This window comes from Cellulosimicrobium sp. CpK407, from assembly GCF_051844275.1.
GTDB classification, from domain to species: domain Bacteria; phylum Actinomycetota; class Actinomycetes; order Actinomycetales; family Cellulomonadaceae; genus Cellulosimicrobium; species Cellulosimicrobium cellulans_G.
In genome coordinates this window covers 25,320-48,833 of the sequence record NZ_JBGNYC010000037.1, presented here as the reverse complement: position 1 = coordinate 48,833, position 23,514 = coordinate 25,320, and the positions used below count along the sequence as shown (strand labels likewise).

General features: G+C 74.6%; 20 protein-coding genes. 5 read left to right on the top strand and 15 right to left on the bottom strand.

Annotation, left to right across the window (positions count from 1 at the left end; all coding sequences use genetic code 11):
* From ABWU78_RS15260 to clpB, 5 genes are all read right to left on the bottom strand, one after another.
* Positions 1–812 (bottom strand): YqjF family protein (locus ABWU78_RS15260; RefSeq protein ID WP_439158874.1); only part of this gene is annotated, 812 nt, incomplete at its 3' end.
* Positions 809–1,537, bottom strand: coding sequence for a UdgX family uracil-DNA binding protein (locus ABWU78_RS15255; protein ID WP_439158873.1), 729 nt, complete (start codon positions 1,535–1,537; stop codon positions 809–811). The genes ABWU78_RS15255 and ABWU78_RS15260, both read right to left, overlap by 4 nt.
* 89 nt (positions 1,538–1,626) lie before the next feature.
* On the bottom strand, positions 1,627–2,025 hold the full coding sequence (locus tag ABWU78_RS15250) for a hypothetical protein (protein WP_439158872.1): 399 nt from the start codon (positions 2,023–2,025) through the stop codon (positions 1,627–1,629).
* Positions 2,026–2,095: 70 nt separating this feature from the next.
* Complete coding sequence (locus ABWU78_RS15245; protein WP_439158871.1) at positions 2,096–3,076, bottom strand: diacylglycerol/lipid kinase family protein; 981 nt, start codon at positions 3,074–3,076, stop codon at positions 2,096–2,098.
* 124 nt (positions 3,077–3,200) lie between these two features.
* Positions 3,201–5,822, bottom strand: coding sequence for an ATP-dependent chaperone ClpB (gene clpB / locus ABWU78_RS15240; RefSeq protein ID WP_439158870.1), 2,622 nt, complete (start codon positions 5,820–5,822; stop codon positions 3,201–3,203).
* A gap of 205 nt (positions 5,823–6,027) precedes the next feature.
* On the opposite strand from clpB, the gene ABWU78_RS15235 reads away from it, so the two are divergent.
* Entirely contained in the window at positions 6,028–7,374 is a 1,347-nt protein-coding gene (locus tag ABWU78_RS15235; RefSeq protein WP_439158869.1) for an LppM family (lipo)protein, read from the top strand.
* Positions 7,375–7,665: 291 nt separating this feature from the next.
* Complete coding sequence (locus ABWU78_RS15230; RefSeq protein WP_253052410.1) at positions 7,666–8,751, top strand: ThuA domain-containing protein; 1,086 nt, start codon at positions 7,666–7,668, stop codon at positions 8,749–8,751.
* 89 nt (positions 8,752–8,840) lie between these two features.
* On the opposite strand, the gene ABWU78_RS15225 is transcribed toward ABWU78_RS15230, so the two are convergent.
* Positions 8,841–10,172 (bottom strand): enoyl-CoA hydratase/isomerase family protein, encoded by a 1,332-nt coding sequence (locus ABWU78_RS15225; RefSeq protein ID WP_439158868.1) that lies wholly within the window; start codon positions 10,170–10,172, stop codon positions 8,841–8,843.
* Positions 10,173–10,341: 169 nt separating this feature from the next.
* Here ABWU78_RS15225 and ABWU78_RS15220 point away from each other — a divergent pair, with 169 nt between their 5' ends.
* The 3 genes from ABWU78_RS15220 (at position 10,342) to ABWU78_RS15210 (ending at position 13,701) form a co-directional block, all read left to right on the top strand.
* Entirely contained in the window at positions 10,342–11,373 is a 1,032-nt protein-coding gene (locus tag ABWU78_RS15220) for an alpha/beta hydrolase (protein WP_439158875.1), read from the top strand.
* A gap of 154 nt (positions 11,374–11,527) precedes the next feature.
* The gene (locus ABWU78_RS15215; protein ID WP_439158867.1) at positions 11,528–13,138 is read left to right on the top strand and encodes an AlkA N-terminal domain-containing protein; all 1,611 of its coding nucleotides are present in this window, start codon (positions 11,528–11,530) and stop codon (positions 13,136–13,138) included.
* Entirely contained in the window at positions 13,135–13,701 is a 567-nt protein-coding gene (locus tag ABWU78_RS15210) for a methylated-DNA--[protein]-cysteine S-methyltransferase (RefSeq protein ID WP_439158866.1), read from the top strand. Before ABWU78_RS15215 ends, ABWU78_RS15210 begins: the two co-directional genes overlap by 4 nt.
* Positions 13,702–13,782: 81 nt before the next feature.
* Here ABWU78_RS15210 and ABWU78_RS15205 read toward each other — a convergent pair whose 3' ends face one another.
* From ABWU78_RS15205 to dcd, 9 genes are all read right to left on the bottom strand, one after another.
* Positions 13,783–14,775: a cation diffusion facilitator family transporter gene (locus ABWU78_RS15205; RefSeq protein ID WP_439158865.1), complete on the bottom strand. Its 993-nt coding sequence runs from the start codon at positions 14,773–14,775 to the stop codon at positions 13,783–13,785.
* 95 nt (positions 14,776–14,870) lie between these two features.
* Positions 14,871–15,299: a monovalent cation/H(+) antiporter subunit G gene (gene mnhG, locus ABWU78_RS15200; RefSeq protein WP_253052402.1), complete on the bottom strand. Its 429-nt coding sequence runs from the start codon at positions 15,297–15,299 to the stop codon at positions 14,871–14,873.
* On the bottom strand, positions 15,299–15,706 hold the full coding sequence (locus ABWU78_RS15195) for a monovalent cation/H+ antiporter complex subunit F (RefSeq protein ID WP_087470905.1): 408 nt from the start codon (positions 15,704–15,706) through the stop codon (positions 15,299–15,301). The genes mnhG and ABWU78_RS15195 overlap by 1 nt, the downstream gene beginning before the upstream one ends.
* Positions 15,703–16,302, bottom strand: a complete 600-nt coding sequence (locus tag ABWU78_RS15190; protein ID WP_439158864.1) for a Na+/H+ antiporter subunit E — start codon at positions 16,300–16,302, stop codon at positions 15,703–15,705. Before ABWU78_RS15190 ends, ABWU78_RS15195 begins: the two co-directional genes overlap by 4 nt.
* The gene (locus ABWU78_RS15185) at positions 16,299–17,897 is read right to left on the bottom strand and encodes a Na+/H+ antiporter subunit D (RefSeq protein WP_253052398.1); all 1,599 of its coding nucleotides are present in this window, start codon (positions 17,895–17,897) and stop codon (positions 16,299–16,301) included. The genes ABWU78_RS15190 and ABWU78_RS15185 overlap by 4 nt, the downstream gene beginning before the upstream one ends.
* Positions 17,894–18,493 (bottom strand): Na(+)/H(+) antiporter subunit C, encoded by a 600-nt coding sequence (locus ABWU78_RS15180; RefSeq protein ID WP_353707425.1) that lies wholly within the window; start codon positions 18,491–18,493, stop codon positions 17,894–17,896. The genes ABWU78_RS15185 and ABWU78_RS15180 overlap by 4 nt, the downstream gene beginning before the upstream one ends.
* Positions 18,490–21,519 (bottom strand): Na+/H+ antiporter subunit A, encoded by a 3,030-nt coding sequence (locus ABWU78_RS15175; protein WP_439158863.1) that lies wholly within the window; start codon positions 21,517–21,519, stop codon positions 18,490–18,492. Before ABWU78_RS15175 ends, ABWU78_RS15180 begins: the two co-directional genes overlap by 4 nt.
* A gap of 234 nt (positions 21,520–21,753) precedes the next feature.
* Positions 21,754–22,827: a hypothetical protein gene (locus ABWU78_RS15170; RefSeq protein ID WP_439158862.1), complete on the bottom strand. Its 1,074-nt coding sequence runs from the start codon at positions 22,825–22,827 to the stop codon at positions 21,754–21,756.
* 65 nt (positions 22,828–22,892) lie between these two features.
* On the bottom strand, positions 22,893–23,468 hold the full coding sequence (dcd, locus tag ABWU78_RS15165) for a dCTP deaminase (protein WP_141390646.1): 576 nt from the start codon (positions 23,466–23,468) through the stop codon (positions 22,893–22,895).
* Between the last annotated feature and the right edge of the window lie 46 nt (positions 23,469–23,514).

Below are 23,514 nucleotides of genomic sequence, written 5' to 3'. Positions count from 1 at the left end.
CCGACGGGCCGCGGGAGCGCGAACCGGGCGTGCACGGGCGCGGCCACGTGCACGAGCCCCGGGTCGGCGGACGGCAGCCCGAGGCGGGCGAGCACGTCCGTGTCGAGCGCGTCGAGCGTGCCGTGCCGCAGGGACCACGGCTCGTGCACGACCGGGAACCGCCACAGCCGTCCGGCCCGCACGCCGTACGCGTTCCAGCGCGCCGTGAGCCACCGCACGAGGCCCGACGACGCGTCGACCTCCTCGTGCGCGCGCACCTCGGCGCGGAACGTGGCGTCGCGCAGCAGCCCCGGGTGCTCGTGCGGGACGCGCAGGGGACCTCGGCCGGTCGAGCGGAACCGGTAGCGCACCGCGGAGGGCGGCCCGTTGCGGTCGCCGCCCGCGTGCACCGCCGCGTTCACCGCGGCGCGCGCCGGGTGGTACGGGACGCCGGCCACGCGCGTCGCGGCGACGAACGCGGGCGACGTGGCCCACAGGCCGAGGAACCACACGCCCTCGGTGCCCGCGCGGTCGCGCACGTACACGCGGACGTTGAGCTCGGGGAACGTCGACCACGCGCCGAGAGCGGGCAGGGGCGGGACCCGGACGCCCGCCATGACGAACGGGACCACGCCGAGCCACGTCGTCCCGTCGACCTCCTGCACGGAGAGGCCGGGTGGGAGCCAGCCCTGCACGACGGCCGGGTCGACGCGCCAGTGGAGGAACGTGAGCGCGTCCCAGCGCTGCACGTTCACGACGACCCGCGAGGCACTGGGCCGCGGGACTCCCGGCGCCGCGGGGTCGGGTGCGGTCGGGAGCGGACGGTCGGTCACCGGGCGCCCGCCGTGTCGGACGCGAGGCGGAGGTCGTCGACGAACGCGGCGAACGCCGCCTCCCGCTCGGCCCGCTCACGCACGCGCAGCAGCGCGGACGGGTGCGTGGTGAGCACGACGCGCGGCGGGCGCTGCCGGGGCGGGCGGTCGCCGTCGGGCACACCCTGCGAGAGGGGCGACGCGGACTCGGCGCCCTCGACGTCGAGGTCGAGCACCCGGCCGCGCTCGGCGGTGACGCGCACCGGGCGCCCGAGCACGGCACGCCCCGCGGTCGCGCCCATCGCGACGACGACACGGGGCGCGACCGCGGCGACCTCGGCCGTGAGCCACGGGAGGCACGCCCGGACGTGCGCGACGTCCGGGCTCTTGTGCAGCCGGCGCTTCCCCCGCTCCTCGAACCGGAAGTGCTTCACGGCGTTCGTCAGGTAGACGGCGTCGGCGGACAGCCCGGCGGCGTCGAGCGCCTCGTCGAGGAGGCGCCCCGCCGGCCCGACGAACGGCTCGCCCTCGCGGTCCTCCCGGTCGCCCGGCTGCTCACCGACGAGCACCAGCCGGGCGCGCTCGGGTCCGCGCGAGAACACGACCTGCGTGGCGTCCGCCCACAGCTCGCACCCGTGGCAGTCCCGCGCTGCCCGGGCCAGGGCGTCGACGTCCCTCGCGGCACGCCCGCGCGGGAGCCACTCCTGCGCGCCCGGGCGCTCCGGAGCCGGTCGTCGGGGGCTCATGGGCCCACCGTGCAGCACCGCACGCCGACTCGCACCCGGCGCCCGCGGGACGCACGAGCCCGGCCCGGGACCAGGCCGGGCGGAGGTGGTCAGAGGACCTGGTAGAGCGCACCTTGGACGAGGCCGAGGACGACGCCCAGGAGCGCCGCCGCGCCGAGCGCCGTGCCGGCGGACGCGAGCGCCGTGCCGGGCAGCCGCCGCACGAGCGCGACCGCGCCGGTGACCGTCGCGGCCAGCGCGAGGACGCCCGTGCAGATGCCGTTGACGAGCTGGAGCACGCCGACCGACGACGGCGAGTAGCCCGACGACGAGAGCACGAACGGGAAGGCCAGCGTGACGACCGCACCCACCAGGACGGTCGCGACCCCCAGGACGAAGGCCACGACGGCGAGGGGCGAGCGTCGCGCGCCGGTGGCCGGTGCGGGCGAGCCGTAGGCGGACGGGGCGGGGGCGGACCAGGACTCGGGGCCGGGCCGGGGAGCGCTCATGCGCCCATCCTGCCGAACCTCGCGGTCCGGCGACGGGGACGTCCGCGGTCCGTGACCGCGGGCACCGGGATCACCGACGACCGGGGGCGCCCTGCGCGAGGTCCTCCGACTCCTCGGGCCGGTACACGCACACGTGCAGCGCCTGCGGTCGCACGCTGACGTCGAGCCGCTCCGCCGGCTCGATCACGTCGCCGTCGAGCTGGCGCGGCTGCGGCCGGTCGGAGACCACGGAGACCTCCCGGCCCCGCACGACCTCCCGGCTCGGCACCCGGCTCTTGCCCCGCACGACGCCCCACAGCAGCTGGACCCAGTGCTGGAGGTTGCGCGGCGCGATGATCGCGACCTCGAGCTGCCCGTTGTCCGGCTCCGCGTCCGGGAGCAGGTTGGTGCCGGCCTGGAGACGGCCCACGTTGCCGACGACGACCGTGCGCGCACGACGGCGCCGCGTCCGCCCGTCGACCGTCACCTCGACGTGCATCTCGTCGTCGGCGAGGTGCTTGAGCGCCGAGAAGACGTACGCGACCGACCCCGCCCGGGCCTTGAGCGCCGTCGGGGCGTCGCGCATCATCGCCGCGTCGAGCCCCATCCCCGCCATGATCGCGAACGTCTGCCCGTCCGCGACGCCGACGTCGATGGTCCGCCGGCCGCCCCGGAGGACGAGGCGCAGACCCTCCTCGGCGTCGGTGGGGACGCCGAGGTTCACCGCGAGGAGGTTCCCCGTGCCGCCCGGGAGGATCGCGAGCGCGGCGTCGGTCCCCGCCAGCCCCTCGACGACGGCCCGCACGGTCCCGTCCCCGCCGCTGACGAACACCACCTCCGCGCCGTCCTCGACGGCCTGGCGCGCCTGCCCCGTGCCCGGGTCCTCGGCCGTCGTCTCGAGCCACGCGGGCTCCGGCCACCCCGCCTCGGTGAGCCGCGCGACGATGAGGTCGCGCAGCGCGTCCAGGCCCTCCACACGGTTCGGGTTGACGATCACGGCCGAACGGCGCGGGGCGTCGTCGGGCTGCCGCGGGGAGGAGGGTGCGGGGCTGGTCGTCTCGTCGGTCGGCACGGACCGAGTATGTCCCGGCACCGCACCACCCGCCCGGCGTCGGACAGCGAAGCACCGGCCCCGGCACCGCGAGGGAGAACCCTGGTCGGGCTCTCCCTCGGCGGACCGCGGTTCTGCGTGATGCTCAGGCCGTGAGGATCTCCGTGCCGAGGGTCAGGCCCTCGGCCTCGGGGTCGCGGTCGACGCGCACCACGTCGCCGTCGCCGACGTCGCCCGAGAGCAGCAGCCGCGCGAGGCGGTCGCCGATCTCGCGCTGCACGAGGCGGCGCAGCGGGCGCGCCCCGTACGCGGGGTCGAAGCCCTCGAGCGCGAGCCACTCGCGCGCCGCCGTCGTGACGTCGAGCGTGATGCGCCGGTCGGCGAGGCGCTTCGCGAGGTGCGCGACGCTGATGTCGACGATCCGGCCGAGCTCGTCGAGCGTGAGCGGCTCGAACACGATCACGTCGTCGAGGCGGTTGAGGAACTCCGGCTTGAAGCTCGCCCGCACCGTGCTCATCACGGCCTCGCGCTTCGCGGCGTCGTCGAGCATCGGGTCGACGAGGAACTGCGAGCCGAGGTTCGACGTGAGCACGAGGATGACGTTGCGGAAGTCGACGGTGCGGCCCTGGCCGTCGGTGAGGCGGCCGTCGTCGAGCACCTGCAGCAGGATGTCGAAGACCTCCGGGTGCGCCTTCTCGACCTCGTCGAGCAGCACGACCGAGTAGGGGCGGCGCCGCACGGCCTCGGTGAGCTGGCCGCCCTCCTCGTACCCCACGTACCCCGGGGGCGCGCCGACGAGCCGGGCGACCGAGTGCTTCTCGGAGTACTCGGACATGTCGATGCGCACCATGGCGCGCTCGTCGTCGAAGAGGAAGTCGGCGAGCGACTTCGCGAGCTCCGTCTTGCCGACCCCCGTCGGGCCGAGGAAGAGGAACGAGCCCGTGGGGCGGTCCGGGTCGGCGACGCCCGCACGCGAGCGCCGGACGGCGTCGGACACCGAGCGGACGGCGGCCTGCTGGCCGATGAGGCGCTCCCCGATGACCTCCTCCATGTGCAGGAGCTTCTCGCTCTCGCCCTGGAGCATGCGGCCCGCGGGGATGCCCGTCCACGCGGACACGACCTCCGCGATCTCGTCCGCGCCGACCTTGTCGGCGATCATCGGGGCGGCCTCGGGCCCGGACGCCGCGAACGCGTCGTCCGCCTGCTCCTCGGCCTCGGCCGCGTCGAGCTCGCGCTGGAGCTGCGGGATCTCGCCGTACTGGAGCCGGCCCGCGGTCTCGAGGTCGCCCTCGCGGATCGCGCGCTCGACCTGGACGCGCAGCTCGTCGAGCTTGGCGCGCAGGTCGCCCACGCGGTTGTGGCCCGCCTTCTCGGCCTCCCAGCGCGCGGTGAGCGCGGCGAGCTCCTCGCGCCGGTCGGCGAGGTCGGCGCGCAGCTTCTCGAGCCGCTCGAGCGACGCGGGGTCGGTCGACTCGGACAGCACGACCTCCTCCATCTCCAGGCGCGTGACCGCGCGCTGCAGCTCGTCGATCTCGATCGGCGAGGAGTCGAGCTCCATGCGCAGGCGCGACGCCGCCTCGTCGACGAGGTCGATCGCCTTGTCCGGGAGCTGGCGCCCGGTGATGTACCGGTCGGAGAGCGACGCCGCGGCGACGAGCGCCGAGTCGGCGATCGTCACCTTGTGGTGCGCCTCGTACCGCTCCTTGAGGCCGCGCAGGATCGCGACGGTGTCCTCGACCGAGGGCTCGCCGACGAACACCTGCTGGAACCGGCGCTCCAGGGCCGGGTCCTTCTCGATGTACTCGCGGTACTCGTCGAGCGTGGTCGCGCCCACGAGGCGCAGCTCGCCGCGCGCGAGCATGGGCTTGAGCATGTTGCCCGCGTCCATGGCGCCCTCGCCGCCCGCGCCCGCCCCGACGACCGTGTGCAGCTCGTCGATGAACGTGACGACCTCGCCGTCGGAGGACCGGATCTCCTCCAGGACGGCCTTGAGCCGCTCCTCGAACTCGCCGCGGTACTTCGCGCCCGCGACCATGCTCGCGAGGTCGAGGGACACGAGGCGCTTGCCCTGGAGCGACGTCGGGACGTCACCCGCGACGATGCGCTGGGCGAGGCCCTCGACGACGGCGGTCTTGCCGACGCCGGGCTCGCCGATGAGCACCGGGTTGTTCTTGGTGCGGCGGCTGAGCACCTGCACGACGCGCCGGATCTCGGAGTCGCGCCCGATGACGGGGTCGAGCTTGCCCTCGGCGGCGGCGGCGGTGAGGTCGGTGCCGTACTGCTCCAGCGCCTTGTAGGTGCCCTCGGGGTTGGGGCTCGTCACGCGCGCGCTCCCGCGCACCGCGGGCAGCGCCGACCGCAGCGCGTCGGCGGTCGCGCCGGCCTGCTGCAGGATCGTCGCGGCCTGCGAGGATCCCGCGGCGATGCCGAGCAGCAGGTGCTCGGTGGAGACGTACTCGTCGCCGAGCGCCTGCGCCTCCTTCGCGGCGTTGTCGAGCGCGGTCGACGTGGCGCGCGACGGCGTCGGCTGCGCGACGGCGGACCCGCTCGCCGTGGGCAGCGCGACGAGCGCGGCCCGGACCTTCTGCCCGACGGCCTGCTTGTCCGCGCCGACGGCGTCCAGGAGCCCGACGGCGACCCCGCCCTCCTGCGCGAGCAGCGCGGCGAGGAGGTGCGTGGGCTCGAGCTGCGGGTTGCCGGCGGCCGACGCGGTCTGGATCGCCTCGCCGATCGCCTGCTGCGACATCGTGGTGAACTTCGTTTCCATAGGTGCTCCGGTGTGGTGCTCGAAAAGATGGTCTGACCAGTGGAACGACTCCAAAGTTGAGTGTATTCCGCTCAACTTCGATCGTCAGCCTCGCGCCCGACCTCCCGGTGGTCCGTCGTCCGACGTGGATGAACTCTCGGCCGCATTCCGTCTCAAATCGGCATCGTCCCTCGCCTCGGGCGACGATCCGCGACATGCTGGGCCGGTGAACTCCTCACCCTTGCGCAGACGACTCGGCCTCGGCGCCCTCTTCGCCACCCTCGCACTGTTCCTCGCGGGGTGCATGAGGATGGACATGGCCATCACCCTCAACGAGGACGACACGTTCGACGGCAGCGTCGTGATGGCGTTCTCCGACGAGATGGCCCAGTCCCTGGACATGGACCCGCAGGAGATGTGGGACCAGATGGGCTCCGAGATGGAGTCCGACCTGCCCGAGGGCGCGACGCAGGAGCCGTACGCGCAGGACGGCTACACCGGCACCAGGATCACGTACGCCGACCAGCCCATCTCCCAGCTCGACACCGGCGCCACCGACTCCATCTCCGTGACGCGCGAGGGCGACGAGTACGTCGTGAGCGGCTCGATGGACATGACGGGCGAGGAGTTCAACCCCGAGACCGGCGACGAGATGACGCGGCAGATGATGGACAGCCTCGACATCAAGGTCGCCATCACGTTCCCCGGCGAGGTCTCCGAGTCCAACGGCACCGTCGACGGCAACACCGTGACCTGGACGCCGGTCGTCGGCGAGGTCAACGAGATGACGGCGCGCGGCTCGGCCGTCGCGGGCGGCGCGGCCGGCACGGGCGACGAGGGCTCCGAGGAGGCCACCGACGACTCCGACGGCGCCACTGCGCCCGACGGCGGGGAGAGCGCGGGCGACTCCTCGGACTCGGGCTCCCTGGCCTGGCTGTGGTTCGTGATCGGCGGCGTCGTGCTGCTCGGCATCATCGGCCTGGTGCTCTGGCTGGTGCTCCGCTCCAAGCCGGGCACGCAGGACGGCCAGGCGGCCGGCTTCCAGCAGGGCGGCTACCCGGGTCAGCCGGGCGCGTACCCCGCGGCCGGTCAGCCCGGTCAGTACCCCGGCCAGCCCCAGGGCCAGTACCCGGGCCAGCAGGGCTACCCCGGCCAGCAGGGTCAGTACCCGGGACAGCAGCCGGGTGCCTACCCGGGCCAGGCGGGTCAGCAGCCGGGCGCCTACCCCGGGCAGCCGGGGGCACCGCAGGGCTACGGGGCGCAGCCCCCGGCCCCGGGCCCGTACGGCGCCCAGCCGCCGGCCCCGCCGCAGCCGCAGGGGGGCTACCCGGGCGCGGCTCCGTACGCCCCTCCCGGCGCGCCGCACCCGCAGTCGTCGCCGACGACGCCGCTCCCCGCCCAGCCGCCCGTCCCGCCGGGGGCGACGCAGCCGCTGCCGCCGTACCAGCAGCCCGCGCCGACCCAGCCCCTCCCGCCGCAGCCCGGTGCCCCGGGCCCGAACGGCCCGGCGAGCCCCGCCGGCCCGGACGACGAGATCGACGACGCGACGCGCCTGCGCCCGCCGCCCGAGTGACGGATGCGCGTCCGACGGCGCGTGGTCGGTGACCAGCCGTCGGTGACCAGCGGTTGCTGACCACCCGCTGGCCCCCGTCGCCGGTCCGCCCGCAGCACCACCCTTGACGGCCCGCCCCGAGACCGGGGCGGGCCGTCGTGCGTCCCCGAGCCTCGTCCCCACCACCCGACGGCATTTTGTTTATCGGTATTGCCTTTTAGGGACGGGGCGGGATACCGTCGCTCGAAGCCGCCGGGCACCTGGATGCCCGACGGTCGGGGGGCGTACCGGTTCACTCAACGAGGAGTCACCATGAAGCATCACGCCTGGCGTCTGGCCACCGGCCTCACCGCTGCAGCGAGCGCTCTCGCGGTCGGGGTCGCCGCGGTCCCGGCGAGCGCGGCCGACGACGAGTACAAGGTCCTCGTCGTCGGCGAGACTCTCGGCTTCCGTCACTCGCACATCGACGAGACGACCGAGGCGGTCATCGCCATCGGCGAGGAGCGCGGGTTCACGGTCGACGTGTGGGACTCGCGGCAGCCCGAGCTGACGCTCGACTCGACGCCGTTCACGAGCGCCGAGGACCTCTCGCAGTACGCGACGATCCTCTTCGCCTCGCCGGTCGACGGCACCAACAACCAGGACCCTGCTCGTCCCCGGCTGCTGAACGACTCGGAGCTCGCGGCCCTGCAGGGCTACATCCGCGACGGCGGCGGGTACGTCGGCCTGCACGCCGCGACCGACACCATGCACGCGGTGCCGTGGTACAGCGAGCTCAGCGGCGGGTCGGCGCGGTTCAAGAGCCACCCGGCCCAGCAGACGGCCACGATGCGGGTCGAGAGCCCCGGTCACCCGTCGACCGAGATGCTCCCCGCGGAGTGGACGAGGTTCGACGAGTGGTACAACTTCACCAGCAACCCGCGGGAGGACGTGCACGTCCTCATCACGCTGGACGAGTCGACCTACAACCCCGGCCGCGACGCCATGGGCGACGACCACCCCCTGGCCTGGTGCCAGAACTTCGAGGGCGGACGGTCCTGGTACGAGGGCGCCGGCCACGTCGACTCCTCCTACTCGGACCCGCTGTTCCTCGCGCACCTCGCCGGGGGCATCGAGTGGACTGCCGGCAAGGTGAGCGGCGGCGGTGACTGCGTCACCTTCAAGGAGGTCGACGGCATCGTGACGTCGCTCTCGACCGGCTCGAACCGCGCGGAGAAGCTCTCCGCCGGCGTGCGCGACTACCTCGACCGGGCCGAGGCGGCCGCCGACGCGGGCGCGCACGCGGACGCGATCCACATCCTCAAGCAGGCCCAGGGGAAGGCGCACGGTCTCCAGGACGAGACCCTCGTCGCGAAGATCGGCGACCTGATCGAGTGGCAGCAGACGCTCGTCTTCTGACCTCGGGAGCCCACCTCCGGCCGAAGCGGCCACGCCTTCCGGGCGTGGCCGCTTCGGCGTCTTCCGGCGAGCGCGTGCGTACCGGCGAGTCAGGACTCGACGGTGACCTCGACGACGTCGCCCACGGCGTCGAACCGCACCGCGGGCCAGTACCCGTCGAGGAAGTGCTCGCCGCACGAGTCCGCGAGGTGCACGACCGTGCCCCCGTCGTCGCGCCGCTGGACGAGATCGACCACGAGGTCGTCGGCTGCCTCCGCCAGCTCCTGGGCGGTCGGCTCGTCCTCGCTGAACCGGCGGACGACGGCCTCGACCGCGCGGCGTGCGAGGCGCGGGCTGAGCGCGTCGTCCCACAGGGGCTCGGCGGGGACGTAGGCGAGCGCCTCGGCGCCGACCCCGGGGTCGACCTCGGCGAGCGTCGCCGGGTTCCACGAGGGGTCGCGGTCCTTGTCGACGAGCTGCGCGCGGACGCCCTCGACGAGGTCGGGCTGCGTGTCGACGAACCAGGAGACGAGGCCGTACTCCTGCTCCAGCGCCGCGCGCAGGTCGGGGAGGTCGCGCGCGCTGCGCACGGCCGCGAGCGCCACGGTGACCGCGGTCGGGGAGAGCCGCTCGAGCTCGTCGGCCTCGGCGCCGGACTGCTCGTCCCCGTCCTGGGCTGCGGCGCGCAGGCGGGCCAGGATCTCGGGCACGGTGTCCGCCGAGTACGCGGCCTCGACCGCCGCCTGTCGGGTGACGAGTCGCGAGACCGGCGCCGGCAGGGCGTGGCGACGCACGACCTCCCGCACGTCCTCGACGTCGAGCGGGTCGACCCCCGCGCTCGCGAGCGCGGCGAGGTCGGCGGCGAGCACGGGCAGCCGCTCGCTCGGCACGTAGTGGTCGGCGAGCCCGACGAAGATCGCGTCGGCGGCGTCCATCGTCACGGCACCGAGCGCGAGCATCTCCCCCAGCCGCCCGGGCGCGCGCGCCAGGAGCCAGGACCCGCCGACGTCGGGCGTGAAGCCGATCCGCGTCTCCGGCATCGCGACGCGCGACCGCTCGGTGACGACGCGCACCGGGGCGTGCGCGCCGAGGCCGACCCCGCCGCCCATGGTGATGCCGTCCATGATCGTCACGACGGGCACGGGCAGCTCCGCGAGCGCCGCGTCCACCGCGTACTCGCGCCGGAAGTAGCGGCGTGCCTCGGCCTGCTTGCCGGCCACGATCGACGCGTGGAGCGCGCGGACGTCGCCGCCCGCGCACAGGCCGCGGTCGCCGGCGCCGTCGAGCAGCACGACGCGCACGGTCGGGTCGACACGCCACTCCTCGAGCACGTCGGCGATCTCGCCGAGCATCGCGTCGCCGAGCGCGTTGAGCGCGCGGGGCCGGTCCAGGGTGAGGTGCCCGACGCCGTCGTCGACGCGGGCGATGATCTCGCTCGTCACGCGCGCCACGCTACCTCGCACCGCGAGGCGTCGGCGCGCCGCGGGTCCCGGCGCCCCGGGGCCGCCGACGCGTCTCGCACCGTCCCGTGCCAGCGCTCGACGGGCCCGGGGAGCGGTGGGACGCTGACAGGTCGGACGAGCCGGTGACGAGGAGGAGACGGTGGACGAGATGGCCGGGACGGGGACGGGGTGGCGCACGGACGTGCTGGGCGAGGACTGGGTCGCGCGGGACCTCGACCTGCCGGACGGCGCGGTGGCGACGCTCGTCCGCAGGGCCGACGGCGCACGTCCGGCCGCCCCGTCCGCCGCGCCGGGCAGGGGGTCCGCCGCGGGCGAGGAGCCGCCGTCGGGCGCGGGTGAGCGTCCCGCGGTGCTGTACGTCCACGGGTTCATCGACTACTTCTTCCAGACGCACGTCGCCGAGGCGGTCGAGGCGCGCGGGTACCGGTTCTACGCGCTCGACCTGCGCGGCTACGGGCGCTCGATCGGGCGCGGCTCGGGCGCCCCGTCCCGGCCCGACGACGATCCCAACTTCGTCACGGACCTCGCCGTCTACGCCCGCGACCTGGACGCCGCCGCGCGCGCGATCCGCGCGGAGGGGCACGAGCGGCTCGTCGTGCTGGGCCACTCGACGGGCGGGCTCGTCGCGAGCCTGTGGGCCGACGCGCGCCCGGGCCGGCTCGCGGCGCTCGTGCTCAACAGCCCGTGGTTCGACCTCAACAAGCCGTGGGTGTTCCGGGGCCCGGTGACGTGGGTGGTCGACGCGGTCGGCCGGGTCGCGCCGCGGCTGGTGGTGGGCGGCCTGGACCCGCACTGGGCCGAGGCCCTGCACGCGAGCACGGGTGGCGAGTGGGACTTCGACCTGGCCTGGAAGCCGATCGAGGGCTTCCCGGTCCGTGCGGGGTTCCTGCGCGCGGTGCGGCGCGGGCACGCGCGCGTGGCGCGCGGTCTGCACGTCGACTGCCCCGTCCTCGTGCTGGCGTCCGCGCGCAGCGGCCCGGCGTCGGGCTGGCACGACGCCCTGCTCACGACCGACAGCGTGCTCGACGTCGGTCAGATCACGTCGCGCGCGGAGCGGCTGGGCGACGACGTCACGGTCGTCACGGTCGAGGGCGGCGCGCACGACCTCGCACTCTCCCCCGAGCCCGCGAGGTCGACCTACCTGCGCGAGGTGCTCGACTGGCTCGACGCCCGCGTCTGACGGGTCCCGCCGACGCCTCCGGCTGCCGAGCCCGGGCTGGCTCCCCACGACCCGACCCTCCTGAGGAGAGACCCCGGGTTCGCGCCGGAGGGGCGGCACCGTCGTGTCCGAATACCGCTAGCCAGGCGTGGGTTCGTCGGGTGAGGATCGAGGCATGACCACGACCCTCGCGACTCCCCGTGCGGCGGCGGACCCCGTGTTCGCGGAGCGCTACCGCGCCATCGCGTCGCGCGACCGCCGGTTCGACGGGCAGTTCATCACGGCGGTGAGCAGCACGGGCATCTACTGCCGGCCGTCGTGCCCGGCACGGACGCCCAAGCCGGAGAACGTCACGTTCTACCTCACGTCCGCGGCCGCGCACGAGGCCGGCTACCGCGCGTGCAAGCGGTGCCTGCCGGAGGCCGTCCCCGGCACGCCGAGCTGGGACCTCGGGCACGACCTCTCCGCCCGCGCGATGCGCCTCGTCGCCGACGGGGTCGTGGACCGCGAGGGGGTCGACGGCCTCGCCGCGCGGCTCGGGTACTCGGCCCGGCACGTGCACCGCGTGCTCGTCGCGGAGCTGGGCGCCGGTCCCGTCGCGCTCGCCCGCGCGCTGCGCGCCCAGACCGCGCGCGCCCTGCTCACGGGCACCGACCTCCGACTCGCCGACGTCGCGTTCGCCGCGGGCTTCGGCAGCGTCCGGCAGTTCAACGACACGATCACCGAGGTCTTCGACACCACGCCCAGCGAGCTGCGCCGTCGGGCCCGGCCCGGCCGCCCGACCCCTCCGCGCGGCGACGCGGGCGTGCGCGTCCCCGACGACGCTCGTGCCGTCCGGGACGACGGCGGCGCCACCGCGGTGCTCGACCTCACGCTCCCCCTGCGCGAGCCCTTCGACGCGCGCGGCGTGTTCGCGTTCCTGGCGGCGCGCGCCGTCGACGGCGTCGAGGTCGCGGACCTCACCGGACCCCTCCTGTCGTACGCGCGCACGCTCGCGCTGCCGCACGGGCCGGGCGCATTCCGCGCGACGTACGGCCCGCCGCCGGGGCGCACCCGCGGCGCGGCGCGGTTCCACGTCGAGCTCGAGCTCACGTCCGTGGCCGACCTGCCCGCGGCGATCGCCCGGGTCCGCCGCCTGTTCGACCTCGACGCCGACCCCGCGGCCGTGGACGCCGCCCTCGCCACCGACCCGGCGCTCGCCGCGTCGGTGCGCGCCGTGCCCGGCATCCGCGTCCCAGGCGCGGTGGACGCGACGGAGATCCTCGTCCGCGCGCTCGTGGGACAACAGATCTCCGTCGCCGCCGCGCGCACGCACCTGTCGCGGCTCGCCGTCGCGCTCGGCACGCCGTTCGCGTCCCGGTTCGGGCCGACCCGCCTCTTCCCGACGCCGGCGCAGCTCGCCGAAGGAGGAGCCGACCACGTGCGCGGGCCGGCGCGGCGCACGGCCGCGATCCTCGGCGTCGCCCGGGCCCTCGCGGACGGCGCGCTCGCGCTGTCCCCCGCCGACGACCCGGCGGCCCAGCGCGCGGCGCTCGAGGCGATGCCCGGCGTCGGCCCGTGGACGTCCGGGTACGTCGCGATGCGCGTCCTGCACGACCCCGACGTCCTGCTCGACGGCGACCTCGCCCTCCGCGCGGGCGCCGCGGCGCTCGGTCTGCCCGACGAGCGTCGCGCGCTCGCCGCGCACGCCGAGCGCTGGGCGCCGTGGCGCTCGTACGCCGCGATGCACCTGTGGCGCGCCGCGACCTCCCGACCCTCGTCCGACCCCACGAAGGAGACCCCGTGACCACCGCACCCACCGCCCCCGCGACCTCGGCGACCGCCGTGACGACGACCGTCGAGACGCCCGACGGCCCGTTCACCGTCGTCGTCGACCCCGACGGCACGGTCCTCGCCTCCGGCTGGACGGCCGAGCCCGCGGCGCTCGTCGCGCTCGTCCACCCCGACCTGCGCCCCGCGGACGTCTCGACCGTGCCCGACGACGCGCCCGCCGTCGTCCCGGCCGTCGCCGCGGTCCGCGCGTACTACGCGGGCGACGTGCACGCGATCGACGCCGTCCCCGTGCGCCAGGTCTCGGGCCCGTACCGTGCGCACGCGTGGGACGTGCTGCGCACGGTCGAGCCGGGCGACCCCGTCACCTACACCCGGTACGCGGAGCTGTCGGGGCGGCCCGCCGCCGTGCGCGCCGCCGCGGGCGCGTGCGCGATGAACGCCGCCGCGCTGTTCGTCCCGTGCCACCGCGTGCTCCGCACGGACGGCAGCCTCGGCGGGTTCCGCTACGGCCTCGAGGTCAAGCGCAGCCTGCTCGACCGCGAGGCCCGCGCGGCCGGGGCGCCGTCGCTCCTCTGAGCACCCCCTGAGCCGAACCCGGGGTCGCTCCCCAGCTCGGCGTCGAACTGGGGAGAAACCCCGGGTTCGGCACCGTCAGGGTCAGGTGATCGACGGCTCCTCGGGGGCCGAGACGGTGAAGACCGCGCCCGCGATGAGGGGCACGGACGTCACGCGGCGCTCGAGGTCGTCGAGGCGGCGCGCGACCGTCGTCTCGGTCTCGTCGCCACGGAGGTCGACGCTCGCCACGAGGTAGAGCGCGCGCGGGCCCACGTACTCGAGCCGCAGGTAGGTCACGCGCTCGACCTCCGGCAGGTCCCGGATGCCCTGCAGGACGGCGGCCCGCGTCGCGGGCAGCGCGGCCTCGCCGACGAGGAAGCGGCGGTTGCGGTCGATGAGCACGACCGACACCACCGCGAGCACGAGGCCGACGACGATCGACCCGATCGCGTCCGGGACGGGAGAGCCGGTGAGCTGGTGCGCGAGCACCCCGCCGAACGCGACGACGAGGCCGACCAGCGCGGCGGCGTCCTCCGCGTACACGGCCCGCAGCGTGGGGTCGGAGGTCACGAGCACGTGGTGCAACGTGTCCCGGTCGGCGGCCCGCGCCTCGTCGCGCGCCTGGCGCCGGGCGCGGAGGAACGACACGCCCTCCAGGACGAACGCGAGCGCCAGCACCGCGTAGGCGACGACGAAGTCGTCCGCGGGCTCGGGGTGCACGAGCTCCTGGATGCCGTGCGTGATCGAGACCCCCGCACCGACGGCGAACAGCCCGATCGCCGCGAACATCGACCACACGTACGCCTCGCGGCCGAACCCGAGCGGGTGCTCGGCGTCGGCGGGGCGCCGCGAGCGCTTGTCGGCGACGAGCAGGAAGACCTCGTTGCCGGTGTCCGCCCACGAGTGCACGGCCTCGGCGAGCATCGACGCCGACCCGGTGATCGTCGCGGCGACGGTCTTGGCGCCCGCGACGAGCGCGTTCGCGAGGAACGCGACGACGACGGTGACGGTGCTCTCTCCGCCGTCCTCCGGCCGGGCGACCCGCGGGTTGCGCGACTCCGGCTGCGGCGGGGCGGGCGTGGGGGCGTCGGCCATGCAGCCGGTCTACCAGCCGCGCCCGCGGCCCGCGCGCGGAGCAGCGGCCGACCGTCGAGCGCTCCGGCCGTCGGCCGCAGGTCCGGACGAGCGCGTCAGCGCTCCGAGGTGTCGGCCCCGGCAGCGGGCCCGACGTCCTCGTGCTCGCCCGAGTCCTCGCGCTCGGCCGCGTCCTGGTCGCGCGTGAGCTCGTCCACGACGAGCAGGTCCGTGCGCACCTTGCCGGTCCGGTACCCGGCGCGACCGACCATGTGCGCCGCGACCGGCGACGTGAGGAGCTGGAAGATCACGACGAGGAACAGCGTCGCGACGGCGCCCCACGAGCGCAGCCGCAGGCTCAGGCCCGCGAGCACGAGGATGAGCCCCAGGACCTGCGGCTTCGTCGCGGCGTGCATGCGCGCGAGCAGGTCGGGGAAGCGGACGACGCCGACCCCCGCGGCGAACGCGAGGAACGCGCCGCTCAGCAGGAAGACGGCCGAGACGACGTCGGCCAGGGTGTCCCAGAAGCTGGTCGCCGGGTCCATCAGCGCACCTCCCCCTCGGGCGCGCCGCCGTGGTGCTCGGGGTCCACGGCGGAGTCGCGGTCGGCCTCCTCGGCCTCGCGGCGCGCGGCGTCCTCCGCGGCGACCTCGTCGGCCGTGCGGATGCGGCCCTCGTCCTCGGGCTCGACGGACGCGAAGCGCGCGATCGTCACCGAGCCCACGAACCCGACGAGGGACAGCACGACGAGGATCGGGATGGTGTCCGTGCGCCGCGAGAACGCGGCCTCGAGCGCGATCGCGCCGACGAGAGTCGTCGTGAAGACGTCGAGCGCGATGGTGCGGTCGAGCATCGACGGGCCGCGCTCGGCGCGCACGATCGCGAGGCTCGCGCCGACCGCGAGGAGCGCGGCGGACGCGATCACGACGACGAGGTAGACGGTGTCGCTCATGCCTCGGCCACCTCTCGCTCCGACGGTTCGCTGTACAGGCCGGCGGCGCGCAGCTCGTCGTTGGACGCGAGCGCGTGCAGCACGCGGGCCTCCAGGGCGAGCGTGTCCTGGCGGACCTTCTCCACCCCGCCCGCCGTCTCGACGTCGAGCACGTGCAGGTAGAGCATCCCCGTGAGCCGGTGCGCCTCGACGACGATGGAGCCGGGCACGAGCGAGGAGAGCTCGGCCGTGATCGTCAGGTAGATGTCCGACGGGTTGCGCAGCCGCACGCCCACGACGGCGCCGCGGGGCGTGTGGCCGGGCGTGAGGGCGAGCAGGCTCACCTGGAACGAGGCGACGACGAGGTCGGCGACGAAGCGCCCGACGAGCACGGCGAACGGCCATGGCCGGAGCTTCCCGCGCGCCGCGATCGACGGCAGCGGGAAGAACGTGATGACGGCGAAGCCGAGGATCACGCCCGCGAGGACGTTGCCCCACGACAGGTCGCCCCAGAGCATGACCCAGACGAGCGTCAGCCACAGGATCGTGCGCCACTGCGTGGTGACGCGCGCGAACCAGCCGGAGGCGAGCGCGCGACGGCGGCGGTGCAGGCTCATCCGTCCCCACCCCCGGTCGTCGTGGCGGGCTCCGTGCCGTCCGACTCGCCCGTCGCGACCTCGTTCGACTCGCCCTGCCCGCGGTCGGAGTCGCCCGGGAACACCGCGTCGACGTACGTGTGGCCGTCGAGGAGCGTCGTGGCCGCGCGCTCGGTGTACGAGTAGAGCGGGCCGGCCACCACGGTGAGCGCGAGGCCGAACGCGACGAGCGCCGTCGCCGGCCCGACCATGCCGCGCGGGAGGCGCGCGTCCGCGGGGATCTCCACGGGCGCCGTCTGCCAGAACGCCTTGTTCCACGCCTTGACGATCGCGTACAGCGTGAGGAGCGACGTGACGACCGACCCGACGACGAGCGCCCACGTGAGCGGGGTGCCCTGCGCGACGCCCTCCTCCAGCAGGCCCACCTTGCCGAGGAAGCCGGACAGCGGCGGGATCCCGGCGAGGTTCATCGCGGGGATGAAGAACAGGATCGCGAGCCCCGGCGCGAGCTTGGCGAGGCCGCCGAGCCGGTCGAGCGAGGTCGACCCGCCGCGGCGTTCCACGAGGCCCACCACGAGGAACAGCGTCGTCTGGACGGTGATGTGGTGCACGACGTAGAAGATGGCGGCCGCCATGCCCGGCTCGGACGCGAGCGCGATGCCGAAGATCATGTAGCCGATGTGGCTCACGAGCGTGAACGACAGGAGTCGCTTGATGTCGTTCTGCGCGACGGCGCCGAGGATCCCGACGACCATCGTGAGCAGCGCGAGCCACATGAGCACGTCGTCGACCACGCTGTCCTCGGGGAACAGCAGCGTCTGCGTGCGGATGATCGCGTAGACGCCGACCTTGGTGAGCAGGCCGGCGAACACCGCCGTGACGGGCGCGGGCGCGGTCGGGTACGAGTCGGGCAGCCACGCGGACAGCGGGAAGATCGCCGCCTTGATGCCGAACGCGAGCAGCAGCAGGAGCTGGATCGTGAGCGCCATACCCGGGTCGATCTCCCCGTAGCGCTCGGAGAGCTGGGCGAGGTTCACGGTGCCCGTCGCCGCGTAGGTCAGCGCGATCGCGACGAGGAACACGATGGACGACAGCAGCGCCACGACGACGTAGATCGACCCGGCGCGGATGCGCTCGCCCGTGCCGCCGAGCGTCAGGAGCACGTAGCTCGCGGCGAGGAAGATCTCGAACCCGACGTAGAGGTTGAACAGGTCGCCCGAGAGGAACGCGTTGAACACCCCCGCGGCGAGCACCATGAACGTCGGGTGGTAGATCGCGACCGGCGCCTCCTCGTCGCCGTCCGCCACGCCCTGCGCGAGCGAGTACAGCAGGACGCACAGCATGACGAAGCTCGAGACCACGAGCATGAGCGACGAGAGCCGGTCCGCGACGAGGTCGATCCCGACCGGGGCGGCCCAGCCGCCGACGTCGACGACGATCGGTCCGGAGTCGGCCGCGACGAGCAGCCCCACCGACGCCGCGAGGACGAGCGCGAGCGCGGCGACCGTGATGAGCCGCTGGGCGCGCGGGTGGCGCCACAGCGCGAGCGCGGCGCCCGCCGCGACGAGCGGGAGGACGACGGGCAGCGGGACGAGCGCCGCGGCGGTGAGGCTCATCGCGGCTCCTTCCCGTCGTCGCTGCGGTCGTCAGGTCGTGGGTCGTCCGGGCGGTCGGGCCGGGCGGCGTCGTCGTCCGGCGCCACCGGGGACGACGGCGGTTCCTGCCCGTCGGTGATCCCGTCACCGTCGCCGTCGGTCTCGTCGCGGACCTCGGCGGCCTCGTCGTCCAGGCTCGCGCCGCTCTCCTCCGTGTCCGCGTCCTCGAACGCGGGGGCGTTGCGCGCGGCGTGCCGCGCGACGCGGCGGTCCTCGAGGTCGTCCTGCACCTCGTCGTGGCCGTGGAGCTGCCACGACCGGTACGCCATCGCGAGGACGAACGCCGTGATGCCGAGCGTGATGACGATCGCGGTGAGCACCATCGCCTGGACGAGCGGGTCGCTCATCTCGTCCTCGGGCGTCGTGCCGATGAGGGGCGCGCCCCCGGCGCGCCCGCCCGCGACGAGGAACAGCAGGTTCGCGCCGTTGCCCATGAGGATGAAGCCGAGCAGGACGCGCGTGAGGCTGCGCTCCAGCAGCAGGTAGACGCCCGCCGCGAAGAGCACGCCGATCGCGAGCACGAGGACGACGCTCGGGGTCATGTCGATGACGTTCATCGGCGGCCGCCCCCGATCGAGTCGGGCTCCATGGCCTCGAACGGCCCGGTGTCCTCGCCCGGCTCGCGCCCGGCGGCGGCGCGCTCGGCGTGCCGGTCGATCTCCGCCCCCAGGGTGCGCAGGATGTCGAGGACGAGGCCCACGACGACGAGGAACACGCCGACGTCGAAGAACAGCGACGTGACGAGGTGGATCTCCCCCACCAGCGGCAGCGCGATGTCGTACGCGTCGCTGCCGAGCACGTTGCCGGTGAGCAGGAACGCGACGAGCCCCACGCCCGCGGACAGGAACAGGCCCGTGCCGAGCAGCAGGCCCGGGTGGACCGGCGCCGCCTCGCCGAGCTCGTAGCGACCGCCCGCGAGGTAGCGCACGATGAGCGCGATCCCGACGACCAGCCCGGCCGCGAACCCGCCACCGGGCGCGTTGTGGCCGGAGAACAGCAGGAAGAGCGCGAAGACGATCATCGCGTGGAACAGCACGCGCGTGACGACCTCGAAGATCACCGAGCGTCTCTGGGGCGCGAGCGTGCGCCCCGCGCTGAGCCACACGAGCATGCGCGGCTGGTCCTTCTCGGTGACGCCGCGGCGGCGCAGCGCCGCGCCCGGGTCCGCGCTGCCCTCGCTCCAGACGCCCGAGCCGGACGCCGTCGTCGCGGGCTTCGCGCCCGAGGCGCGCAGGATCTCCCCGCTGCGCGTGCGCAGGAACACCAGCGACGCGACACCCGTGGCCGCGGCCAGCAGGACGGAGATCTCGCCCATCGTGTCCCACGCGCGGATGTCGACGAGCGTCACGTTGACGATGTTCTTGCCGTGCCCGAACTCGTACGCCTCGGCCGGGAAGTCGACGGAGATCGGCGTCGCGACCCGCGCGAGCGGCGCCACGACCGCGAAGCCCATCATGACGACGGCGACGGCCAGGCCGATGCCCAGGCGCACCCAGCGGCTCGCGGCGAGCGGCCGGTTGGAGAAGTACGCGGGCAGGCGGCGCAGCACGAGCACCATGACGACGAGCGTGATCGTCTCGACGAGGACCTGCGTGAGCGCGAGGTCGGGCGCGCCGTGCAGGAGGAAGAGGACGGCGTTGCCGTACCCCGCGATGCCGACGAGGATCACGGCCTTGAGGCGGCGGCGCGAGCGCGCCGCGAGCACCGACGCGACGCAGATCGCGGCGACCGCGACGAGCTGCGCGGGGCGGTCCCACGCCTTGAGCTGCTCGGGCCACGCCGTCTGCGCGACCATGACGACCCCCGGCCCCAGCACGAGGACCACGAGGATCGCGCCGAGGTAGAACGGCAGCGAGCCACGCTGGGTGACCGCGGTGACGTCCGCCGCGAGGTCGTCGAGCTTGCGCATGACCTTGCGGTACGTGACGTCGGCCTCCGGGCCGGTCCACAGCGACGCCTGGAAGCGCTCGACGCGCGCCCGCTGCCAGAACAGCACGACGCCGACCGCGAGGACGAGGACGGTGAGCGCGAGCGCGGGGGTGAAGCCCGCCCACAGGACGAGGTGCCCGGGCTCGCCCACGGGATACGTGTCCGCGTAGGGCGCGAGGAGGTCCTCACCGAAGTGGGGAACGAGCGCCGTCGCGAGGCCCAGGACGGCGAGCACGACGGCCGGGCTCACGAGCAGGAACGGCTGGCGATGGATCCGCGCGGGGTCGATCGGCGGCTCGTCCGCCGCGACGGCGGGGCCGCGCGCGGCGAGCGCGCGCAGGTTCACGTGCTCGTTGGCCCGCGCCGGGGGCGTGCCGAGGTGCGGCTTGGACGCGAACGCGCCCCACCAGAACCGGATCCCGTAGGCGACCGTGAACATCGACCCGACGACGACGGCCCACAGGACCACCGTGTCGACCCAGACGGGCCCCGAGCCGTGCAGGAGCGACTCGAGCGCCGCCTCCTTCGCGACGTAGCCCGCGAACGGCGGGAGCCCGATCATCGAGGCGGTCGCGAGCCCGCCCGCGACCGCCGTCCACGGGAGAGCCTTGCCCACGCCCGTGAGGCGACGCAGGTCGCGCGTCCCGGTCGCGGCGTCGACGACGCCGACCACGAGGAACAACGACGCCTTGAACATCGCGTGCGCACCGATCATCGCGAGACCGGCGAGCGCTGCCCCGCGCGTCCCGAGGCCGACGAGCAGGATGATGAGGCCGAGCTGGCTCACCGTGCCGAACGCGAGCACGAGCTTGAGGTCGTACTGGCGCAGCGCGCGGTAGCCGCCCACGAGCAGGGTGCCCGCGCCGAGCGCGATGACCATCGACCGCCACACGGTCGTGTCGGAGTAGGCGGGCGCGAACCGCGCGACGAGGTAGACGCCGGCCTTGACCATCGCGGCCGCGTGCAGGTAGGCGCTCACCGGGGTCGGCGCGGCCATCGCCGCGGGCAGCCAGAAGTGCAGGGGGATCAGCGCGGACTTGCTCGCCGCGCCCACCAGGAGGCACACGATCGCGGCCGTCACCGCGCCGCCCGTGGGCGGGTCGGCGATGATCTCCGACATCCGGAAGGTCCCGCCCTGGACCCCGAGGATCACGACGCCCACGAGCATCGCCAGACCGCCGGCCGTCGTCACGACGATCGCCTGCATCGCGGCGCGCCGGCTCGCCTTGCGATCGGCGTAGTGCCCGATGAGGAGGTAGGAGAAGACGGTCGTGAGCTCCCAGAAGACGAACAGGAGCAGCATGTCGTCCGCGGTGACGAGCCCGACCATGGCCCCGGCGAACGCCGTGAGGACGCCGCCGAACCGCCGCAGGCCCTGCGCGGTGGGCGAGAAGTAGGCCGAGCAGTAGACGAGGACGAGAGCGCCGACGCCGCCGACGAGCAGCAGCATGAGCCACGACAGCGTGTCCATGCGGAACGCGAGCTCGAGACCCAGGCCCGGCACCCACTCGACGACCTGGGTGGGGTGCTCCCCCGCCATCACGCGCTCGGTCCAGGCGAGCGCGTAGACGGCCGCCGACGCCGGCGCGAGCGCCATGACGAGGAACGCCCGACGGCCGAGGAACGAGACGAGTGCGGGCGCGCCCAGTGCCATCACGAGATGAGCAACGAGCACGTAGAGCACGGGCCGCTCCGTCCGGGTCGGGGGCGGGGTGGGCAGGCAGAACCGGGGGACTTGCTGGACTTGTCATCGTCGCACCCGCGGAAGGGAGTCGCAGGGCACGACAGTTCACGGCGACGGCGATGCCGTGCCGCGAATCATTTTACCGACTCCTCAGCCCTCCACCGGCCCCGCAGCCCGGACCGTGACCGATTCCTCAGTCTCCCGTCACAGATCCTCGGGGTCCACGAGGAACTCCGCCTCGTCCGCGATCTCGCCCCCCACGGCGTCGTGCAGCGTCCGGGCGACCTGCGCGACGACCTCCGCCGCGCGCTTGCGCGCGACCTGGTGGTCGAGCGACGGCTGCTCCTGCTGGGACTCGACGAGGTCGCGCGGCTCCCACCGCACCCGGTAGCTCACGGCGCCGTCGGCCGTCCACGGCAGGCCGCGCAGCAGGAGCGGCAGGGCTTCCTCGCCGCCGACCTCCACCGCGACGAGCCCGTCCATGCCGAGGTCGACGATGAGGCCGTACCCGTCGAGGACCGCGCCGGTCGTCAGCGCCTTGATGTCGACGTCGTCGGCGGCCGCGTGGATCGCGCGCCGCAGCGCGGGGTCCATCTTCTCGCCCGGGTAGAGCGGCAGCTCCGCGATGCCCTTCGGCGGCCCCTCGTACGACTTCCCCTCGGTCGCGAGCCGCGTGCGGGGGTTGAGCCGTGCGACGAGCGCGAGCGCGGCGTTCGGGTCCAGCCAGACGTCCGAGTACAGCGTCATGTCGACCGCGACGCCCGGGTCCGGCGTGAGCACGACGCCCGGGGCGGCCGGGTTCCCGACGTCGGTCCGCACCGACCCGCCGAGGCGGCGCGCCGCCGCGACGAGGAACGCCACGACCCGCTCCTCCTCCCGCACCGGCAGCCCGCCGGGGAACGCGCGCCCGACGCCGTCGCGGTCCCCGCCCCCCGGGTAGGGGACGTCGCCGCGCTCGCGCGGGCACACGACGTCGAACACGAGCGTCGTGCCCGGCGGCAGGCCGGAGCCGGGGCCCGCGTACGGGCCCGTGACCGTCGTGTGGCGCGACGTGCGCAGCACGCCCGGCGCCCCGGGGGCGGCCGTGCGGGCGGGCGGCACGAGCGGCTCGGTGCCCTCCGGCGCGACGTCCCAGCGCGCGCCCGCGAACCGCGAGAGCGCGAGCGTCTCGACCTCGTCCACGACGACGTCGGCCGGGAGCCCGAGCAGGTGCCGCGCCTGGTACGACTGCGCGGCGCCGGGCCCGTCGGGGTGCGGCAGCGGCGGGAGCGGGCTCATGCGGTGCGGTCCTCCGGTCCTCGGGTCCTGCGGGGTCGAACGGCGTCCGACGCGGCGTGCCGCGCTCAGACGTCGGTGCGGTGGAAGCTCTGCCACGAGCGGGAGGCCGTCGGGCCGCGCTGGCCCTGGTAGCGGGAGCCGTAGACGCTCGAGCCGTACGGGTTCTCGGCGGGCGACGACAGGCGGAAGAAGCAGAGCTGCCCGATCTTCATGCCCGGCCACAGCGTGATCGGCAGCGTCGCGACGTTGCTCAGCTCGAGCGTCACGTGCCCGGAGAAGCCCGGGTCGATGAAGCCGGCCGTGGAGTGCGTGAGGAGGCCGAGCCGACCGAGGCTCGACTTGCCCTCGAGGCGCGCGGCGACGTCGTCGGGCAGGGTCACCGTCTCGAACGTCGACCCGAGGACGAACTCCCCCGGGTGCAGCACGAACGGCTCCGCCGGGTCGACCTCGACCAGGCGCGTGAGGTCCGGCTGGTCCTGCGACGGGTCGATGAACGGGTACTTGTGGTTGTCGAACAGCCGGAAGAACCGGTCGAGTCGCACGTCGATGCTCGACGGCTGGAGCATCGACGGGTCGTACGGCTCGAGCTGGACGCGCCCGGCGTCGAGCTCGGCCCGGATGTCGCGGTCGGAGAGCAGCACGGCCCCACGCTAGCCGACGCCGGCGCCCGCCAGGACCGGTCGCCGA